The sequence below is a fragment of the Thermococcus radiotolerans genome (assembly GCF_002214565.1).
In the GTDB taxonomy this organism is placed as follows: Archaea; Methanobacteriota_B; Thermococci; order Thermococcales; family Thermococcaceae; genus Thermococcus; species Thermococcus radiotolerans.
Genome location: NZ_CP015106.1, coordinates 750,305 through 765,640 on the forward strand (window position 1 = coordinate 750,305; position 15,336 = coordinate 765,640).

The 15,336-nt window shown below is 55.7% G+C and carries 16 protein-coding genes and 2 tRNA genes; 7 read left to right on the forward strand and 11 right to left on the reverse strand.

The window, feature by feature from the left end; all coding sequences use genetic code 11:
• Window positions 1-2: 2 nt before the first annotated feature.
• Genes A3L10_RS04090 through A3L10_RS04100 form a run of 3 tightly spaced genes read right to left on the reverse strand, consistent with a single transcriptional unit; the run spans window position 3 to window position 3,186 of the window.
• A complete protein-coding gene (locus A3L10_RS04090) occupies window positions 3-1,118 on the reverse strand; it encodes a DUF835 domain-containing protein (protein WP_088866520.1) in 1,116 nt (371 codons plus the stop codon).
• Window positions 1,115-2,374, reverse strand: a complete 1,260-nt coding sequence (glmU, locus tag A3L10_RS04095) for a bifunctional sugar-1-phosphate nucleotidylyltransferase/acetyltransferase (protein ID WP_088866521.1) — start codon at window positions 2,372-2,374, stop codon at window positions 1,115-1,117. The genes A3L10_RS04090 and glmU overlap by 4 nt, the downstream gene beginning before the upstream one ends.
• Window positions 2,371-3,186 (reverse strand): undecaprenyl-diphosphate phosphatase, encoded by an 816-nt coding sequence (locus tag A3L10_RS04100; RefSeq protein ID WP_088866522.1) that lies wholly within the window; start codon window positions 3,184-3,186, stop codon window positions 2,371-2,373. Before A3L10_RS04100 ends, glmU begins: the two co-directional genes overlap by 4 nt.
• 56 nt (window positions 3,187-3,242) lie before the next feature.
• On the opposite strand from A3L10_RS04100, the gene A3L10_RS04105 reads away from it, so the two are divergent.
• Window positions 3,243-4,049, forward strand: coding sequence for an MBL fold metallo-hydrolase (locus tag A3L10_RS04105; RefSeq protein WP_088866523.1), 807 nt, complete (start codon window positions 3,243-3,245; stop codon window positions 4,047-4,049).
• 62 nt (window positions 4,050-4,111) lie between these two features.
• Window positions 4,112-5,191 (forward strand): NOG1 family protein, encoded by a 1,080-nt coding sequence (locus A3L10_RS04110; protein ID WP_088866524.1) that lies wholly within the window; start codon window positions 4,112-4,114, stop codon window positions 5,189-5,191.
• A gap of 103 nt (window positions 5,192-5,294) precedes the next feature.
• Here A3L10_RS04110 and A3L10_RS04115 read toward each other — a convergent pair whose 3' ends face one another.
• A complete protein-coding gene (locus A3L10_RS04115; protein WP_088180087.1) occupies window positions 5,295-5,687 on the reverse strand; it encodes a 30S ribosomal protein S8e in 393 nt (130 codons plus the stop codon).
• A gap of 115 nt (window positions 5,688-5,802) precedes the next feature.
• On the opposite strand from A3L10_RS04115, the gene A3L10_RS04120 reads away from it, so the two are divergent.
• Window positions 5,803-6,693, forward strand: a complete 891-nt coding sequence (locus tag A3L10_RS04120; RefSeq protein WP_088866525.1) for a hypothetical protein — start codon at window positions 5,803-5,805, stop codon at window positions 6,691-6,693.
• Here A3L10_RS04120 and pyrG read toward each other — a convergent pair.
• Window positions 6,690-8,291: a glutamine hydrolyzing CTP synthase gene (gene pyrG, locus A3L10_RS04125; RefSeq protein ID WP_088866526.1), complete on the reverse strand. Its 1,602-nt coding sequence runs from the start codon at window positions 8,289-8,291 to the stop codon at window positions 6,690-6,692. The two genes, A3L10_RS04120 and pyrG, sit on opposite strands and share 4 nt — an antisense overlap.
• Window positions 8,292-8,407: 116 nt before the next feature.
• On the opposite strand from pyrG, the gene A3L10_RS04130 reads away from it, so the two are divergent.
• Window positions 8,408-9,322 (forward strand): hypothetical protein, encoded by a 915-nt coding sequence (locus A3L10_RS04130; RefSeq protein WP_088866527.1) that lies wholly within the window; start codon window positions 8,408-8,410, stop codon window positions 9,320-9,322.
• On the opposite strand, the gene A3L10_RS04135 is transcribed toward A3L10_RS04130, so the two are convergent.
• Window positions 9,323-9,703 carry a DUF555 domain-containing protein gene (locus tag A3L10_RS04135; protein WP_088180083.1) on the reverse strand — a complete coding sequence of 127 codons (381 nt, stop codon included), beginning with the start codon at window positions 9,701-9,703 and terminating at the stop codon, window positions 9,323-9,325.
• A 10-nt stretch (window positions 9,704-9,713) separates the two neighbouring features.
• Window positions 9,714-10,001, reverse strand: a complete 288-nt coding sequence (locus A3L10_RS04140; RefSeq protein ID WP_088866528.1) for a DUF357 domain-containing protein — start codon at window positions 9,999-10,001, stop codon at window positions 9,714-9,716.
• 261 nt (window positions 10,002-10,262) lie between these two features.
• Between A3L10_RS04140 and A3L10_RS04145 the strand changes: the two genes are divergently transcribed.
• From A3L10_RS04145 to A3L10_RS04155, 3 genes are all read left to right on the forward strand, one after another.
• Window positions 10,263-10,340: transfer RNA gene (locus A3L10_RS04145), tRNA-Ala, on the forward strand.
• 10 nt (window positions 10,341-10,350) lie between these two features.
• A tRNA-Val gene (locus A3L10_RS04150) sits at window positions 10,351-10,428 on the forward strand.
• A 518-nt stretch (window positions 10,429-10,946) separates the two neighbouring features.
• On the forward strand, window positions 10,947-12,092 hold the full coding sequence (locus tag A3L10_RS04155) for a M20 metallopeptidase family protein (RefSeq protein ID WP_088866529.1): 1,146 nt from the start codon (window positions 10,947-10,949) through the stop codon (window positions 12,090-12,092).
• Here the strand turns inward: A3L10_RS04155 and A3L10_RS04160 are convergent.
• The 4 genes from A3L10_RS04160 to pth2 are packed head-to-tail and all read right to left on the reverse strand — an operon-like array spanning window position 12,085 to window position 15,289.
• Window positions 12,085-12,924, reverse strand: coding sequence for a GNAT family N-acetyltransferase (locus A3L10_RS04160; RefSeq protein WP_232461017.1), 840 nt, complete (start codon window positions 12,922-12,924; stop codon window positions 12,085-12,087). The two genes, A3L10_RS04155 and A3L10_RS04160, sit on opposite strands and share 8 nt — an antisense overlap.
• The gene (locus A3L10_RS04165) at window positions 12,890-13,627 is read right to left on the reverse strand and encodes a phosphoglycolate phosphatase (protein WP_088866531.1); all 738 of its coding nucleotides are present in this window, start codon (window positions 13,625-13,627) and stop codon (window positions 12,890-12,892) included. Before A3L10_RS04165 ends, A3L10_RS04160 begins: the two co-directional genes overlap by 35 nt.
• A gap of 51 nt (window positions 13,628-13,678) precedes the next feature.
• The gene (truD, locus tag A3L10_RS04170; protein ID WP_088866532.1) at window positions 13,679-14,929 is read right to left on the reverse strand and encodes a tRNA pseudouridine(13) synthase TruD; all 1,251 of its coding nucleotides are present in this window, start codon (window positions 14,927-14,929) and stop codon (window positions 13,679-13,681) included.
• 3 nt (window positions 14,930-14,932) lie between these two features.
• Window positions 14,933-15,289: a peptidyl-tRNA hydrolase Pth2 gene (gene pth2 / locus A3L10_RS04175; RefSeq protein WP_088180077.1), complete on the reverse strand. Its 357-nt coding sequence runs from the start codon at window positions 15,287-15,289 to the stop codon at window positions 14,933-14,935.
• Window positions 15,290-15,336: the final 47 nt, after the last annotated feature.

The window sequence follows — 15,336 nt, forward strand, 5'->3', positions numbered from 1 at the left end:
GGTTACCCCCCCGGAAATTCCCTTTCTAAAATTCTTCTCTGGGTTTTGTCGAGGGTTCCAGGGTCAACCACCAGGATCAGCGTTCCGCCCGCGACGAGCACGTGGTCCTTCACGTTGAGGAGGAACTTAAGGGCGTTTTCGAAGCCGTTCTCCACGATCAGGTACTCGACGGCATCAACGTAAACAACCCTGTATCCGCTCTCGACGGCCTTGGCTATCAAGTCGGTCAGTATGTCTATCTTGGTGGGGCTTATAGCGTATATCTCGGGGGATTTGTGTATCTGCCCCTCCATGACCCTGGTGACCCAGAAAACCAGGGCGCTGGGGTGAACCTTACCGACTATGGAGTCTATGTTCTCCCGGGTTATCATCACAAGGTTTGAGGCCTCCTCGATACTGCCGAATTTCTCCGAGGCCTTCTCCCTTGAGGGACAGAGATAGGCACCGGGGGGAATGTTCTTCTTTGGCACTGGGGGAGCCCTGGCGGGTGGAAACGGTATGAACACGAATTTAACCGCCCCCACCGCGGCCATGATGCGGAAGAGCGCACCCAGGAAGAAACCAATGGGAGCAAACCACTCGATGTGACGGGTGACCGGATAGGTCAGGTTCAGAACACCCAGGAGCATCAACCCTATCGGGAACAGCGAGTCTATACTGCGGTCGGATATCTCCTTTTCCCTCAGAATCATGCCGAAATATATCAGGGCGGCGCCGTAGACGAGGGATGGAAACGTGGACTCAATGAAGAAGTTGTCGTGGAACGCGTTGGCGGCCAGCAGAAACAGCCACACATAGGACAGCACCAGGAGCACGGAGATGGCAACCACGTGCTTGAACTTGCTCGTGCGATATTTGAGGTGAAGAGCACCCCAGATCAGCAGCGTCGCTATGAAGAAGTTGGGTATCTTCGAGGCGATTCTGTAGGCATCGTGAGCGATCTCAATGCCAAGGGGTTTAAAAATGTAGCTCTCGATGTCCAGAACGTTGATAAAAAAGGCGGTCGTCAGAAGCATCCAGCTCTTTTCTCTCGTCTGATACGTTTTGTAAAACACCGCGAAGAACAGCACCCATCTGGAGATAAAATTGATTATGGAGACAAGATCGTGCCAATTCATCTCGTCATCACCGTTTTCTCCTGCTTCGCCACCACGAGGCTCCCGCTTGGAACGTTTCTGTCAACTATCACGCCTGGCCCGACGAAGGAGTTGCTCCCTATCTTCCTACCGGGGTAGATGCTAACGTTTATGCCCACCTTGACGTTGTGGCCTATTATCGCCCCGAGCTTCCTCCTTCCGGAGTCCTCGAGCTTGCCCTTTATCTCAACCTTTATCGTGCCCTTGTCGTGCCTCAGGTTTGCTGTGATAGTGCCAGCGCCGAGGTTAGTGTTCTCCCCGATTATCGAGTCCCCGACGTAGTTGAGGTGCGGAGCGTTGGAATTGTCCATTATGATGGAGTTCTTAACCTCCACGGCGTTGCCTATGTGGCAGTTGTCACCTATGCTGGTGTACGGTCTTATGAAGCAGTTCGGTCCGATGCGGGAGTTCCTGCCTATCTTAACCGGCCCGATTATGTAGGTCCCGCTCCTGACGACCGTACCCTCCCCGATTTCAACCGGGGGAACCACCGTGGCGCCTTCCTCCACGATGCCCCTGATGCTGTGTTTAAGCTTGTTCTTGAGGAGGTATTCGTTCAGCTCCAGCATGTTCCACGGCCTGCCAACGTCGTTCCAGTAGCCGGAATAGACGGCGTAGGTTACTCTCCTTCCGGCATCCAGCATCAAGTTGAGCGTGTCGGTTATCTCGTACTCCCCGCGCTTGCTGAGGGGAGTTTTCTTGATGAAGTGGAAGACGTCTGGTTTGAAGATGTAGACCCCAAGGTTCGCGTAGCCCGAGACCCTGCCGGGCTTTTCCTTAACGGCCGTGACTAGGTTTTCCTTGACCTCGATCTTGCCGAAATGGCTCAAATCATCGAACTCCTTGACGAGCAGCGCAGCATCGGCCCTTTCCCTTCTGAAGGCACTCACGAGCTCCTTCACACCGTCTATCTCGAAGTATATGTCCCCGTTCGCAACTATGAACTCCTCGTCCCCGATCAACTTGCCCGCCGATTCTATGGCCTTGGCCGTTCCGTCCCCCGGGAGCTGCTCGACGTAGGTTATCGGCTTTCCGTTGAACTCGTCCCCGAGGGTGGCCATCAGCTTCTCCTTCTCGTAGCGGACCACCACGATGAACTCGTCCACGAAAGGATCGAGGTTCTCAAGCACGTACTCGATTATCGCCCTGTTTGCGACCTTGAGCATAACCTTTGGCCTGTCATCTGTCAGCGGGCGTAGCCTCTCACCCTTCCCGGCTGCGAGAACGACGGCCTTCATAGAATCACCCCCAGCAGGTAAACAGCGACGGCGATTGAGCCAAAGACGACCAGAAAAGCCCTCTGGCCAATGGACTCCGAGAGCCTTACGAGGGCTTTCATCGTTACGATGCTGACGACGAACGCGGCGAGGAAAGCCGTGAACAGCAGCGAAACCGGGAGCGCGGGCTCCCAGCCGCCGAGGAACGCGAGCTTCATGACAAAGTACACGGGGGCCACGATAAAACTCAACTCAAGGGCCCGCCTCACGCTTATGCCTGTACACAGGAGACCCAGGAGAACCAGTCCACTCCTGGAAAGACCGCCAAGGAGTGTGATTCCCTGCGAGAGGCCGGATATTATTGCATCGAGGAGAGTTGCCTCTCCCTTTTCCTCTCGAATACGGCTCTCCAGCCCCTTAAAGGGTGCCCCCGACTTCGTGCCCGCGAGCAGAGCGAGGATGATTATCACAACGCCAATCGCGGCGTTTACCATGTCTGAGGTCCGGGGGCCGATAACGTCCCTGACCCCGGCGAGTATGGGGTAACCGAGGAGAACCGTGAAGATGGCGGCGTAGAGAAGATACCTCGTGTCAGAGTCGAAGCTCTTCCGGAGGGCGTTCTGGGAACCGAGGGCTATCTTCTCCTTGAAGTAGAAGAGAACCGCGAAGGTAACCCCCAGATAGGCGGGCACCAGGTAGTCCGCGTAGGCCGGATCGATGCTGTGAAGGAGGTTTGAGACGAAGTATCCCTCGGGGCTGATGGAAAGCCAAGACGAAAGTGCAACGACGATGCCTGAAACCAAGGGGGCTACGTATTCACCGATGTTAACCATGGCAACCACACCAAGGGTTTTAATTCCCCAGAACATAAACTTTTCGAGGGGTCGTGATGAAACTGACCGTGATATACGAAAACCATGCCGGGTTTAGAAAGGGTCTCCTCGGCGCCCACGGCTTTTCAGCGCTCATTGAGCACGGAGGAACCAGGGTTCTCGTTGATACCGGCACGGATGGGAGCGTGCTCCTTCACAACATGGGGGAGCTGGGAATCGACGTGGACGGGATAGACTTCCTCTTCATCACCCACGGACACTACGACCACACGGGGGGAATGAAGGCCTTCCTCGAAGCCAGAACGAAGCCGTTGAAGGTCATCGGCCATCCGGAAATCTTCAGGAACAGAATAGCCCTGAAACCCAAAAGAAGGGACATCGGCATCCCGTTCAGCAGGGAGGAACTTGAAGGGCTGGGAGCGGAGTTCGTTCTCAGGAAAGAGCCCTTCGAGTTCACACCGGGGTTCTGGAGTTCGGGGGAGATACTCAGGCGCACGTGGGACAGGGCGGTGGGCTACGTTGAAAGGGACGGAAAACTGGAGAGGGACTCCGTTCCGGACGACATGGCGCTGATAATCGACCTCGGCGATGGGGCCGCCGTTGTCACCGGCTGCGGTCACTCGGGGGTTCTGAATATCGCGTGGCATGCGGAGGATGTGAGCGGGAAGCCGGTCAGAGCGCTGATAGGAGGCCTTCATCTCAACGGTGCCAAGAGGGAAATCCTCGATGAAGTCGCCGAGAGGATAGAGGCCGAACGGCTCTACGCCGGCCACTGCACTGGCATTGACTCCTATGCGTACCTGAAGGCCATGCTCGGTGAGAGGATAGAGCCGCTGCACGTAGGCAAGACCATCGAGCTTTAGCGAACCTTTAAATACCCAGCCGAAAAGCCCAACATCGCGAGAGAAAAGGAGAGGTGGGAGAGATGAAGAACCCGTTCGAAAAAATGCCGACCGTGCTTACCGCTGACGAGCTCATCGACAAGGCCTTCAGGAGGGCCGAGAAAGCCGCATCGGCCTTCACGCCCAAGGGCGGTCCGAGGGCAAAGGCGAGGCAGAGGGAGGAGCTCCGCGTAAGAACTGTCTCAAACGTGGTGAGGGACAACCTCAGAAAGCTCCTGGACAGAACGCCGGGCGTTTCGGAGCTGCCAGCGTTCTACAGGGAGCTGGTTGACACGCTCGTTGACAGGGACCAGTTTCACCGCTCCCTTGCGAGGGTCAACTGGGCGATAAAGACGATAAGGAACCTGGAGCAGAGGTACGTTGAGAAGATACGGTACTCCAGGGACCCGGAGGAGATAGCCCGGCTCAGAAGGGCCTTCTACGGCCGCGTTGCTGACGTTCTCAGGGACATAGCCGACGACCTTGAGTACCTCAACCAGGCGAGGAACGTGCTGAAGGATTTGCCGGTCGTTGACCTTGGGCTCCCAACCGTCGTCATAGCCGGTCACCCCAACGTGGGCAAGTCAACACTGCTGCGGGCGTTAACCAACGCCAGACCCGAGGTTGCCACATACCCGTTCACGACCAAGGGCATAAACGTTGGCCAGTTCGAGGAGCACTACCTCAAGTACCAGGTCATAGACACGCCCGGCCTTCTAGACAGGCCGCTGAGCGAGAGGAACGAGGTCGAGAGGCAGGCCATCCTGGCGCTCAAGCACCTCGGAAAGGTCATCGTCTACATCTTCGACCCCAGCGAGTACTGCGGCTATCCCATTGAGGAACAGACCCACCTGTTCGAGGAAATCTACGCCGAGTTCGGCGAGTTCCCCTTCATCATAGTCCTCAACAAGGTGGACATAGCCGACGAGGAGAAGATTAGAAAGGTAGAGGAGTTCGTCAGAGCTAAAGGCCTTGAACCCCTCAGAATCTCGGCGCTCAACGGCGAAGGCCTTGAGGAGCTGAAGGAGCGAGTCATAGAGCTCGTAAAGCCCATGGTCGAGGAGCAGGCGAGGAGAATAATGGAGAAGGAACTGAGAAAGTACCGGGAAGAGCTGGAGCTCTGACCTTTTCTTTCCTATCGTTGAGTTCTATATCCCTAGAAAGCGGACGTTAAATACCGGTCAATTGCAAATTCGAGAGAAAAGCTCAAATTGAAGAGAAAAGAATTCAGGCGCTCTCCTCCTTGATGAGAACGGCGTTGACGACGCCGTCCTGGCCGGGCCTGCTGGTGACGATGGCCTTGCCGGCCTCGGTCTCGATGATGGCGCCCTTGGTGATGATGTTCCTCCTGACGTACTGCCTGTTGGCCGGGTTCTGGATGACGCTGATTATCTTAACCTTCTTCCCCTTGCCATTCTCGAAGACGTTGGCGTAGAGGGCCTCGATGAGCCTGACCTTCCTGTTTCCGCCGTAGGTTCTGATTATCTTCTTCTTTTCCCTGTCCTCACCGACCTTGGTGAAAGCCGGCTCCCTTCCAAGCTCCCTCTTCCTCTTCTTCCTAGCGAGGATAATCCTTCCGCCTGAAGGCTTCTTGAGTGACCTTCCCTGCCATATAGCCATTTATCTCACCTCATGAGCTTAATACTCAACCTATCGCCACTTTGGGGGGTTCGTTTATAAGCTTTTCTGGAAGGATTTTTAAATACTCTCCCCCATTACTCCATCAGGTGGTGGCATGGGAGCGATCGACGCCTTCACGAACGCATTCTCACTGGTTCTCAGGAACAAGAGACTCTACCTGCTTGTGCTGGTCATGAGCCTCATGATGGCCCCACTAGGGGCATACCTGATCCCCAGCGACATCGGCTACGAGTACAATCAAACGAGCATGCAGAAGGGAAACGTCATCATCGAGGAGTACGGAACGCCAATAGGCGAAGACGAGATGGGCATGATCATGGAGCTTCTCAAGGGACTCGCAATCTACTCGGTTATCGCCATCATAGTCGGGGCAATCTTCGAATACGGCGTTACGAAAGGAATCTTCATGTACATAAAGGGCAAGGAATACTCCCTAACCGGCATTCTGATGGACGGGCTGAGGCACTTCCCGGGGGTAATCCTGATAAACTTCGTCTACGGCCTCATAATGATAGTCTTCATAGCCCTCGCCGCGATTCCGATAGCCCTGGGGGCCGCTCTGATGCCAGCGGGAATCGTGCTCGTGTTCCTCGGCCTGCTCCTGGTGCTCTTTGTCCTAGCCTTCACCGTTGGCCTCTCTGCCCTCGCAATTCCCTTCTACGTGGATAGAGGGAGCATCGGGGCGGCCTTCGAGGCCTTTGGAGTGGCATTCAGGAACGTCATCTCAACAACCGGTTTCGGTGTTCTTCTTGGGGTGGGAGTGGTCGCCATTATGATGGTGGCGAGTCCGATAGCATTCGTGACGCAGATGGCCCTCCCAGAGAACATAGCCCCGTACGTCTCGGCGTTCCTCCAGGCACCCTTCGACGCCCTGCTGTACCTCTTTCTCTGGGTGGCTGGAGTGGCGTTCTACAAGGAAATCCAGAGGATGGAAGAACTGAAAAAAGTTGATGAAGAGCTGCGTGAGCTCGGGATAGAGGTTTAAGCCCCGTACTTCTTTTCTTTTGCAGCCTTGACGAGCCCCCTGAATACCGGTGCCGGATTCATGGGGCGGGACTTGAACTCTGGGTGGAACTGGGTTGCTATGAAGTACCTCTTCTCCGGAAGCTCAAGTATCTCCATCCTCCTCTCGTCGTCCCCGGCTATTCCGCTGAAGATTAAGCCGGCCTTCTCAAACTTCTCTATGTACTCCGGGTTGACCTCCCAGCGGTGCCTGTGGCGCTCGTAGATCAGTTCCTTCCCATAGAGTTCCCTCGCAAGGGTTCCTGGCTTTACCTTGACGGGATAGGCACCGAGACGCATCGTTCCGCCGAGCTTGTCGAGGTCCCTCTGTTCCGGCATCAGGTCAACGACGGGGTGCGGTGTCTGGGGGTCTATCTCGGTGGAGTGCGCACCCTTCAGCCCCAGAACGTTGCGCGCAAACTCAACAACCGTGAGCTGGAAGCCGAAGCATATCCCAAGGAAAGGTATGTCGTTCTCCCGAGCGTAGCGGGCCGCGAGCATCTTGCCCTCCGTCCCGCGCGCCCCGAAGCCGCCGGGAACTATTATGCCGTCAACGCCTTCGAGGAGCTTTGTTCCGCTCTTCTCGAGGTCTTCCGCCTCGATCCAGCGTATCTTCACCTTCACGCCGTTGGCGACGCTCGAGTGCTTTAACGCCTCCTTTATGCTGAGGTACGAATCGGCAAGCTTGACGTACTTGCCCACCACGGCAATCTCAACTGTGTCCTCTAAGGACTTGTACCTCTCGACCATCTCGCGCCAGGCGTCGAGTTCCGGCTCCCTCTCAGGAAGGCCGAGCCTGCGGGTAAGATAGTTTGCAAGACCCTCCTTCTCGAGCATGAGCGGAACCTCGTAGGTGTCCTCAACGTCGTAGGCGCTTATGACCGCCTCCGGCGGGACGTTGGTGAAGAGGCTTATCTTCCTCCTGGCGCTCTCCTCGAGCGGGTCCTCCGAGCGGGCCACTATAGCATCGGGCTGGATTCCAAGGCTCCTAAGCTCCTTAACGCTGTGCTGGGTCGGCTTCGTCTTCTGCTCGCCGACGACCTTGAGCTTCGGCACGTAGGTAACGTGAACGAAAGCGACGTTCTCCCTTCCCTCCTCGAGCTGCATCTGACGGGCAGCCTCAAGGAAGGGCATGCTCTCTATGTCACCGACGGTTCCGCCGATCTCGACGACAACGACGTCGTGGTCGCGAGCTATCTCCCTTATGCGCTCCTTTATCTCGTTGGTGATGTGCGGAATGACCTGCACGGTGGCACCGAGGTAGTCGCCCCTGCGTTCCTTTTCAATGACAGCAGAATATACCTTCCCAGTGGTTATGTTGTGGTCAAAACTCAGGCTGGTGTCCAGAAAGCGCTCGTAGTTGCCAAGGTCGAGGTCAACCTCGCCGCCGTCGTCGAGGACGAACACTTCGCCGTGCTGGTAGGGGTTCATGGTTCCGGCGTCGTAGTTGAGGTAGGGGTCTATCTTGATGTTGGTCGTTCTGAAGCCCCTCGCCTTCATGAGCATTCCGAGGGAAGCGCTGGTTATACCCTTTCCAAGACCGCTGACGACACCACCAGTGACGAATATGAACTTTGTCATGGCAAAACCTCCACCGGTTATGTCGTTGGTTGATTGGTGAGTGCTTAAAAGCTTTGTTGGTGGCGGGGAAGAAAAGCTTAAAAGGCTCCACGTCAATACCATTCATCGATGTAACTATGGAAACTGTCGACCTGAATGTATCCGCAACACTCAGGAATAGGAAATTTCTCGCCCTGCTAGCCATAGCACTTCTGGTGACCTATGCACTGCCGTTTCCCCTCATCAACGGTCCCCTTCATGACTATTCACGGCTCAAGAGGATAATGGAAAGGATGACCAAGGAAAACGACGCCATAGTCTGCCACAACGTCCTTGATACTAACCCCGACTTCTTCGGCTCCCACGGGATGAAATGCGATGACGAGTACTACAGACCGAACAAGTCCACGGTGACCGTGGGTGACTTGATAGTCTATGAGGACACGTACAACGAGTACCTGAGGGCAAGGGAAGACCTGAAACGCGGACTGTCGGTATTCATACTCTTCGCGATATTCGTCTTTCTGGCCACGCTGGGCTTTGGATACGCCATGGTGGATTTTGCCGTTGGGCTGTCGGCGGGAACTGAAAGAAGGCTCCAGGACTCGCTCACCTCGGGCCTCCGCGCGATCCCCGCCCTCGCCGCTTCTGAGATTCTGGTTTTCATCGTACTGCTACTGGTTCTAATACTCCTGGCGATTCCAATGGCGCTTTTAGGCCCATTCAGCAACGTTCTGGCAGGACTCGTGGCGTCTCCGGCTTTCGCGCTGGTGGTTCCAGCCTACTACTTCACAAAAAACATCGGATTGATTGAGGAGATCTGGCGCGTGGTGAAAAAGAACACCGGGGGATACTTTGCCCTTGGCGCCGGTCTCGTGCTGGTTGATGGATTGATGGTCCTTCAGTACAACCTGGGCCTCGGAATCTGGACGCTCCCCGTCATGATCACAATAGGGGCGGTGAGGTACCCGCTAAATAGCCTGGGGGCACTCAAAGTTTACCTAGACACTGAGCGGGAAGAAGAGACGAGCAACGAAGAGAAAGAAACGTGATCAACCGTCCAGCTCCAGACCGTTCCCCTCTTCCTCCTCGGTGAGCTCCCTTATCTCGTAGACCTTGAGCGGAACCTTCTTGAGGGCCTTGCCGATGACGGCCTTGGCTATCCTCTCGGCGTGCTCGATGGTTTGAGCGTTGTAGACCTTGATCGTCAGGTACATCCCAACCAGACCCACCGAGCCTATGACGAAGGCGCTCTCGAAGTGGGCCCCGCATACCGGGCACTGGGAGTAGCCGATTTCAACGCGCACGAAGTCGAGCTTCTCCTTGTTGAGGGCTTTCGCAACTTTGCTCACCGCCACGTTTATCGCGTCCTCGCTCGTTTCGACGTCCCTCACTATAATGGGTGCCTCCAAAACAACCACGTAGTCTCCCATAGCTCCCACCTCAGCCAAAGGCAAACAGTCTGTCATCCTCTCCCCTAAAGACTCCGAGCCTTACGCCGGCATCGATGAAACCGTGGGCGTAGTTGAGCGCGGCAAAGGCAGTCACGTAGTCACCTTTCTCGTAGTAGTACCTGGCGTCCTCAAAATAGCTCCTCGCCATGGTGAGGAAGTCCTCCGCAACGGTTCTTAAAAGGCTCTTCTCATGAACCGCTATTTCAAGGGTCTCCAGCGCTTCAGCGGTGATTTTAAAGTACCTCTGGAGCTTCTCCTCGGTTATCTCCCGTCCCACCGGTCTCGCCTCACGGTTGGTTGGGGGAGAGTCTTATAAACCTTATCCCATGACTCGCCACTCTTCGGTTGACCAACGTTCACAAGTCCAGCCGTCGGTTGGGCGCTCTTACCTTCAAAACGCTCCGGAGGGGACACAAAGGCGAAGGAGCAAAGCGTAAAGTTTATAAAGCCCACCCGATGATAGGTAAATGCCCGCACGGGTGAGGGCCCGGAGAGGGATGAGAGCCGGGTTTTAGAGCCGTGCGGAGCTGTTGGGTGTGGGCCGGTAGCTCAGCCTGGTATGAGCGCCGCCTTGGCAAGGCGGAGGCCCCGGGTTCAAATCCCGGCCGGTCCACCATCCTTGGGTCGGGCCCGTGGTCTAGACTGGTTATGACGCCACCCTGACAAGGTGGAGGTCCGGGGTTCGAATCCCCGCGGGCCCACCACATCAACCCTTTGCTGACGCAAAGCGTTGATGGAAAAATGGCGTGCAATTCTAAAAACGCTTATCAGGTGGTTTACTCCCCAATTACCACTTTTACAGCGTTTCACTCACTCAAGGCGTCCTTCGGACGCCAGAATAAGAGTGAAACTAGTTCAACAGCCTGTTTTAAAGTTAAACCCCCCCACAGGCAAATTTTAAAGTGCACGCTCTAGGCTCCAGCCAACTTGACAAAAAGGGAATATTTTGGTCAAACTTTGCTCTGCAAAGTTTGCTTTTCTGGCGAAAAGTTTGATCAAAGGCTAGTGATTCTTTTTGAGGAGCTTCTTGAGAGGGTTCGCCTTTTTGAGTGTGTGGTTTTTAGTGAAGAATTCCTTTGAACCTGCCTTATTCGAGTGAATTTTTGCCAAAAGCTTCAGCATCGGCTGAAAGAGGCAACGTTTTCAGAAGTTGTGAAGTTCATTAAGATAAGCATCGAAAAGTTAATATGGGAGTTTTACGATTTTCATTCCAGGTGAGACCATGAACCCACTCGACGAAGCCCTGAGGATTAAGGACGAGATAATAGCCTGGAGAAGGGACTTCCACATGTACCCCGAGCTCAAGTACGAGGAGGAGAGAACTTCGGAAATTGTGGAGGAGCACCTCCGTGAATGGGGGTACAGGATAAAGCGCGTCGGAACCGGGATAATAGCAGACATCGGAGATGGCGAGAAGACAATAGCCCTCAGGGCGGACATGGACGCTCTGCCCGTTCAGGAGGAGAACGACGTCCCCTACAAGTCCCGCGTTCCCGGAAAAATGCACGCCTGCGGACACGACGCACACACGGCCATGCTCCTTGGAGCCGCAAAGATAATCTCGGAGCACATCGATGAGTTCAACGGCAGGGTGAGGCTCATCTTTCAGCCGGCCGAGGAGGGCGGCAACGGAGCGGTGAAGATGATCGAAGGGGGAGCCTTGGAGAGCGTGGATGCGGTGTTCGGCCTCCACGTCTGGCACGACCTCCCGAGCGGGATCATCGGCATAAAGGAAGGCCCGTTCATGGCCGGTGCGGGCATATTCAAGGCACGGGTAATAGGAAAAGGCGGCCACGGAGCATCGCCGCACCAGACCGTTGACCCCATCCCGATAGCGGCGGAAACAATACTTGCACTCCAGACCATAGCGAGCAGAAACGTCCCTCCGATTGAGACGGGAGTTGTCAGCGTCACTGCAGTACACGCCGGAACGGCCTTCAACGTGATTCCAGAGGAAGTCGAGATGAAGGGGACGATAAGGTTCTTCAAGCACGAGGTAGGCGAGTTGATTCAGAGGCGCATGAGGGAGATACTCGAAGGTGTCACGAAGGCGCACGGGGCTTCCTACGAGCTGTCAATAGAGGAGCTCGTCCCGCCGACCGTTAACGATAAGAACATGGCGGCTTTTGCCAGAAAGGTGGCCGAAAAGTACGGTCTGAGGTATGGCGATGTTGAGCCAACCATGGGGGCCGAGGACTTTGCCTTTTACCTCCAGAAAGTCCCAGGAGCGTTCCTGACGCTCGGAATATACAACGAGGAAAAGGGGATAATCTACCCGCACCACCATCCCAGGTTCGACGTTGACGAGGAGGTTCTCCATCTCGGAACGGCGATGGAAGTTGCCCTCGCCATTGAGTTCCTCAGGTGAGCTCCTTCGCGAGTATCTTAATTTTTCCCACCTTTTCAGCGCCGAAGCTCTCAACGCTGCCCGGCAGGAGTGTCAGAACCCGCTCAAACCCGAGGATCTTCGCCCTGCCAAGAACCGCCTTCAAATCCTCAATCCTGCCCCAGAGCAGGAGCGCAACGCCCTCTCTCCCCGGAAGGTTTTTCAGCGCGTAGTACGAGCCGCCGCTCCTTCCTGATTCTACGGTATAGTGAATCCCAGCGATGTTGTCCTTAAAGGCCGAGAAGAACATGCTGTAGGAGCTTTGGAAGCGACCAGCGACCAGTTCGAGGTTCTTAACGTCCTCCCAGCCAAACTCCAAAGGTTCTACCGTCCCCCTTCCCTTCGCGGGCACCCACAGGATCGTTCCCGTGAAGAGTTCAACGTTAAAGCCGAGCTTTCTGTAGAACCCCTCCGCATCCGTATCCGGCTGGACGGTCAGCATCTCGACCTCCCGCTCCCTAGCGACCTCCTCAACGAACTCGATGAGCGCCCTTCCAATGCCCCTGCCCCTGTAATCCGGGTGAACCTCGATGACGTCAATATGGGCTATTTGCATAAGCTTCCCGTTAATTGGCTCCTCAGAGAATAGAACCTCCACCTCGCCCACGATTTCTCCGTCCAACTCAGCAACGGCGACCAGCTGGTTATCCCGCAGAAGGTTATTGATGTGTATCGCGCAGGTCTCAACCGCCGTCCATGGCCCGCCCTTGCTGTAGCGTTCGTAGATGCCGCCGTTGAACCTCTCGCCGGCCGTGTGGAGTGCAACTATCCCCTCAACGTCATCGAGAGTCGCCAAGCGGATCCTCATCGACATCACCAAGGTAGCCGAACTTCTCCAGTACGTGAAGGATTCCCTCCGCTCCGCCCTCCCCGTAGGTCTTTTTCGTCACGTAGTCGGCTTCTCTTTTCAGGCTCTCCGGCGCCTGGCCAACGGCGACGCGATAACCGACTACTCTGAAGGCATCGAGGTCGTTCTCCCCGTCCCCGATATGGGCGACCTCCTTGGGCTCTATCCCGAGCACCTCGCAGGCCTTTTCAAGCCCGGTACCCTTGTTTATCCATGGCTTCTTGACGTGTATCGCGAAGCCTGAATCAACGGCGATGAGGTTGAGCCCGAGCTCCGCTATTATATCCTTCACGGCCTCGACGGGGATGGTCCTCAGAATCACGAGGCCGGCCTTCCGCTCCGGCATCGAAAAGCTCATGACTGCCTCTGGATAGCGTCTCTTCACCTCGCTCCAGAGAATCCATTCCTCGTCCATCTTCGTCAGGTAAATCCTCTTTCTCAGCCGTCCGTCCCTTATGGACAGGGCTCCACCGTCCTCCGCCACCACCGGGCCGCTGGTGCCTATCATTATCGCCATTGCCTCCGCGAAGGGAACGGAGTTGCCGGTGACCAGCATGACGGGAACGCCCAGGCTCTCAGCGAGCCTTATCGCCCTCAGGGCATCTTCATGGAGCCGCCTGTCAGGATAAGTGATAGTGCCGTCTATGTCTAGGGATATTGCCTTTATCATCCTCTCACCCGCAATCTGCTTGAAAAAAGTCGATAAAAGGCTTACTGGACATCAGTGGTCCTTCATTATCTCCCTGAGCACGCTGGTTGCGTATGTTCCTTTCGGAAGGAAGAAGCGGAAGTACATGCCCGTTCCGGGGATGTAGCCGTAGGTCATTCCTAGGGGCCTAATCAGAAGCTCCCTCCTGCCGCCGGGCTCGGCCATCGGCTTGGGAAGCTTTCTGAAGGTCTCGAGCGTTATGCCCTCCTCCGCAAGAATCTCCTCCTCAAGCTTCCCCGGAAGACCCCTGGCCATCCTCATCGCAAAGCCGAAGAGCGGGCCACTAAGGGCGGCCTCGCCGCGCCGTATCTTTTCATTTACGAAGTCGATGTTCGTCTCGGTGACGCGGTACGTTCTGTCGCGGTAGGGAATTCCCCCTTTGACCTGAACGACGATATCGCCGACGAGGGCCTCGTTCAGGGGAATGCCCCTCTCAATCCTCCTGGAAATGTAGATGTTGAAGAGGTAGCTCTGGTAGGCGTGGATGAAGATGCGCATTATCGGGAGGGGCAGCGAGAGGAAGGCCCTTCTCCAGCTTCCCGTCTCCTTGTAGCGGTAGAGGAGCGTTCTCTCATAGCGCAGGAAGTTCGGAAATTCCTCTAAGGCCCTCTCAACGTCGCCCGTCTCCCAGAAGCGCCTCCTGGCTTCGTCGCCCTCCATGCCACCCTCGTGTGCTCCGAGGAACAGCCTCGCCGCAGCCTCAAAATCTCCCTGGAGGAGGAGCTTTCCTATGAGGTGGTTCGTGACGCGCCGCTCTCCAAAGCGCTGGTAGCCGAAGTAGTTCGGAAAGCCGCCTTTACCGCGGAGTTCTCTCATTATTTCCTTACTCCGCTCGAAGGCCTTTTCATCAACCTCTCTCACGATTATCTTGAAGCGATTTCCGAGGAGGTGACCGAGTTTTATAAACCGACCGTAGGAAACGAAGCGGAGCTCAACGTCTCTGATCCGAACGTTTTCAACCTTCTCCTTCGCATCTTGAGGCACGCTTATGTATTGATACGTCACCGCATGCCTGTCCTTCGTCCCGGCAAAGCCGATGTCCCTGTAGTTGATCCCGGCGCGCTTCGCTATCTCCTTCACCGCGCTCATCGTGTCCCAGTTCCTCTTTTTAAGGAAGAAGATGGCATGCTTCCTGCCCTCGAAAATCGAGGGAAGGGGGTCTTCAATGACCACGAAATCCTCGGGATGGACCTTTATCCTCCCGCCGATACCGGGCCCCTCGCTCAGATACATGAACTGGGAGAAGAACTCGCGGTAGTCCATGGCTCACACCAGCTTCAGATGGCCGGTAACCTTGTCAACTAGCTCCTCCGGGGCCGGGCCGATCGCCAGAACCGTTATCGTTCCCGGAGGAATCTCGGTTAAGCCGGCATCTCTGATGAGCGCCGCGGGGATGCCGAGCTTCTCCGCGTGAGCCTTCAGTTCGAAGAGCTCCCCCTCGTTTTCGGCCTTAACGACGACCTTCTTCTGCCCCTCGTGGAACCAGGCCTTGAACCACTCGGGCTTCTCCTTCTGAGCCTTCAGCGCAGCGGTAACCGCTCCGTGGGCAACCTGAACGGCGAACTTACCCTTGCTGAGCTTCAAATCCTTCCTCGCGACTATGACCTGCTTGTATCTGAACATCTCCCATCCCGAAGGAAGTGAGAAAAGGGGCTTATAAATTTAAGGAA

What these genes read in the sequence shown, in the direction of transcription:
- A3L10_RS04105 (WP_088866523.1), top strand. Translation starts at nt 3,243, where the DNA reads ATGAAACTGACCGTGATATACGAAAACCATGCCGGGTTTAGAAAGGGT.
- pth2 (WP_088180077.1), bottom strand. Translation starts at nt 15,289, where the DNA reads ATGTTCAGATACAAGCAGGTCATAGTCGCGAGGAAGGATTTGAAGCTC.
- A3L10_RS04165 (WP_088866531.1), bottom strand. Translation starts at nt 13,627, where the DNA reads ATGATAAAGGCAATATCCCTAGACATAGACGGCACTATCACTTATCCT.
- A3L10_RS04100 (WP_088866522.1), bottom strand. Translation starts at nt 3,186, where the DNA reads ATGGTTAACATCGGTGAATACGTAGCCCCCTTGGTTTCAGGCATCGTC.
- truD (WP_088866532.1), bottom strand. Translation starts at nt 14,929, where the DNA reads ATGGACTACCGCGAGTTCTTCTCCCAGTTCATGTATCTGAGCGAGGGG.
- A3L10_RS04120 (WP_088866525.1), top strand. Translation starts at nt 5,803, where the DNA reads ATGGGAGCGATCGACGCCTTCACGAACGCATTCTCACTGGTTCTCAGG.
- A3L10_RS04090 (WP_088866520.1), bottom strand. Translation starts at nt 1,118, where the DNA reads ATGAATTGGCACGATCTTGTCTCCATAATCAATTTTATCTCCAGATGG.
- A3L10_RS04135 (WP_088180083.1), bottom strand. Translation starts at nt 9,703, where the DNA reads ATGGGAGACTACGTGGTTGTTTTGGAGGCACCCATTATAGTGAGGGAC.
- A3L10_RS04160 (WP_232461017.1), bottom strand. Translation starts at nt 12,924, where the DNA reads ATGTCGATGAGGATCCGCTTGGCGACTCTCGATGACGTTGAGGGGATA.
- A3L10_RS04115 (WP_088180087.1), bottom strand. Translation starts at nt 5,687, where the DNA reads ATGGCTATATGGCAGGGAAGGTCACTCAAGAAGCCTTCAGGCGGAAGG.
- glmU (WP_088866521.1), bottom strand. Translation starts at nt 2,374, where the DNA reads ATGAAGGCCGTCGTTCTCGCAGCCGGGAAGGGTGAGAGGCTACGCCCG.
- A3L10_RS04110 (WP_088866524.1), top strand. Translation starts at nt 4,112, where the DNA reads ATGAAGAACCCGTTCGAAAAAATGCCGACCGTGCTTACCGCTGACGAG.
- A3L10_RS04155 (WP_088866529.1), top strand. Translation starts at nt 10,947, where the DNA reads ATGAACCCACTCGACGAAGCCCTGAGGATTAAGGACGAGATAATAGCC.
- A3L10_RS04130 (WP_088866527.1), top strand. Translation starts at nt 8,408, where the DNA reads ATGGAAACTGTCGACCTGAATGTATCCGCAACACTCAGGAATAGGAAA.
- pyrG (WP_088866526.1), bottom strand. Translation starts at nt 8,291, where the DNA reads ATGACAAAGTTCATATTCGTCACTGGTGGTGTCGTCAGCGGTCTTGGA.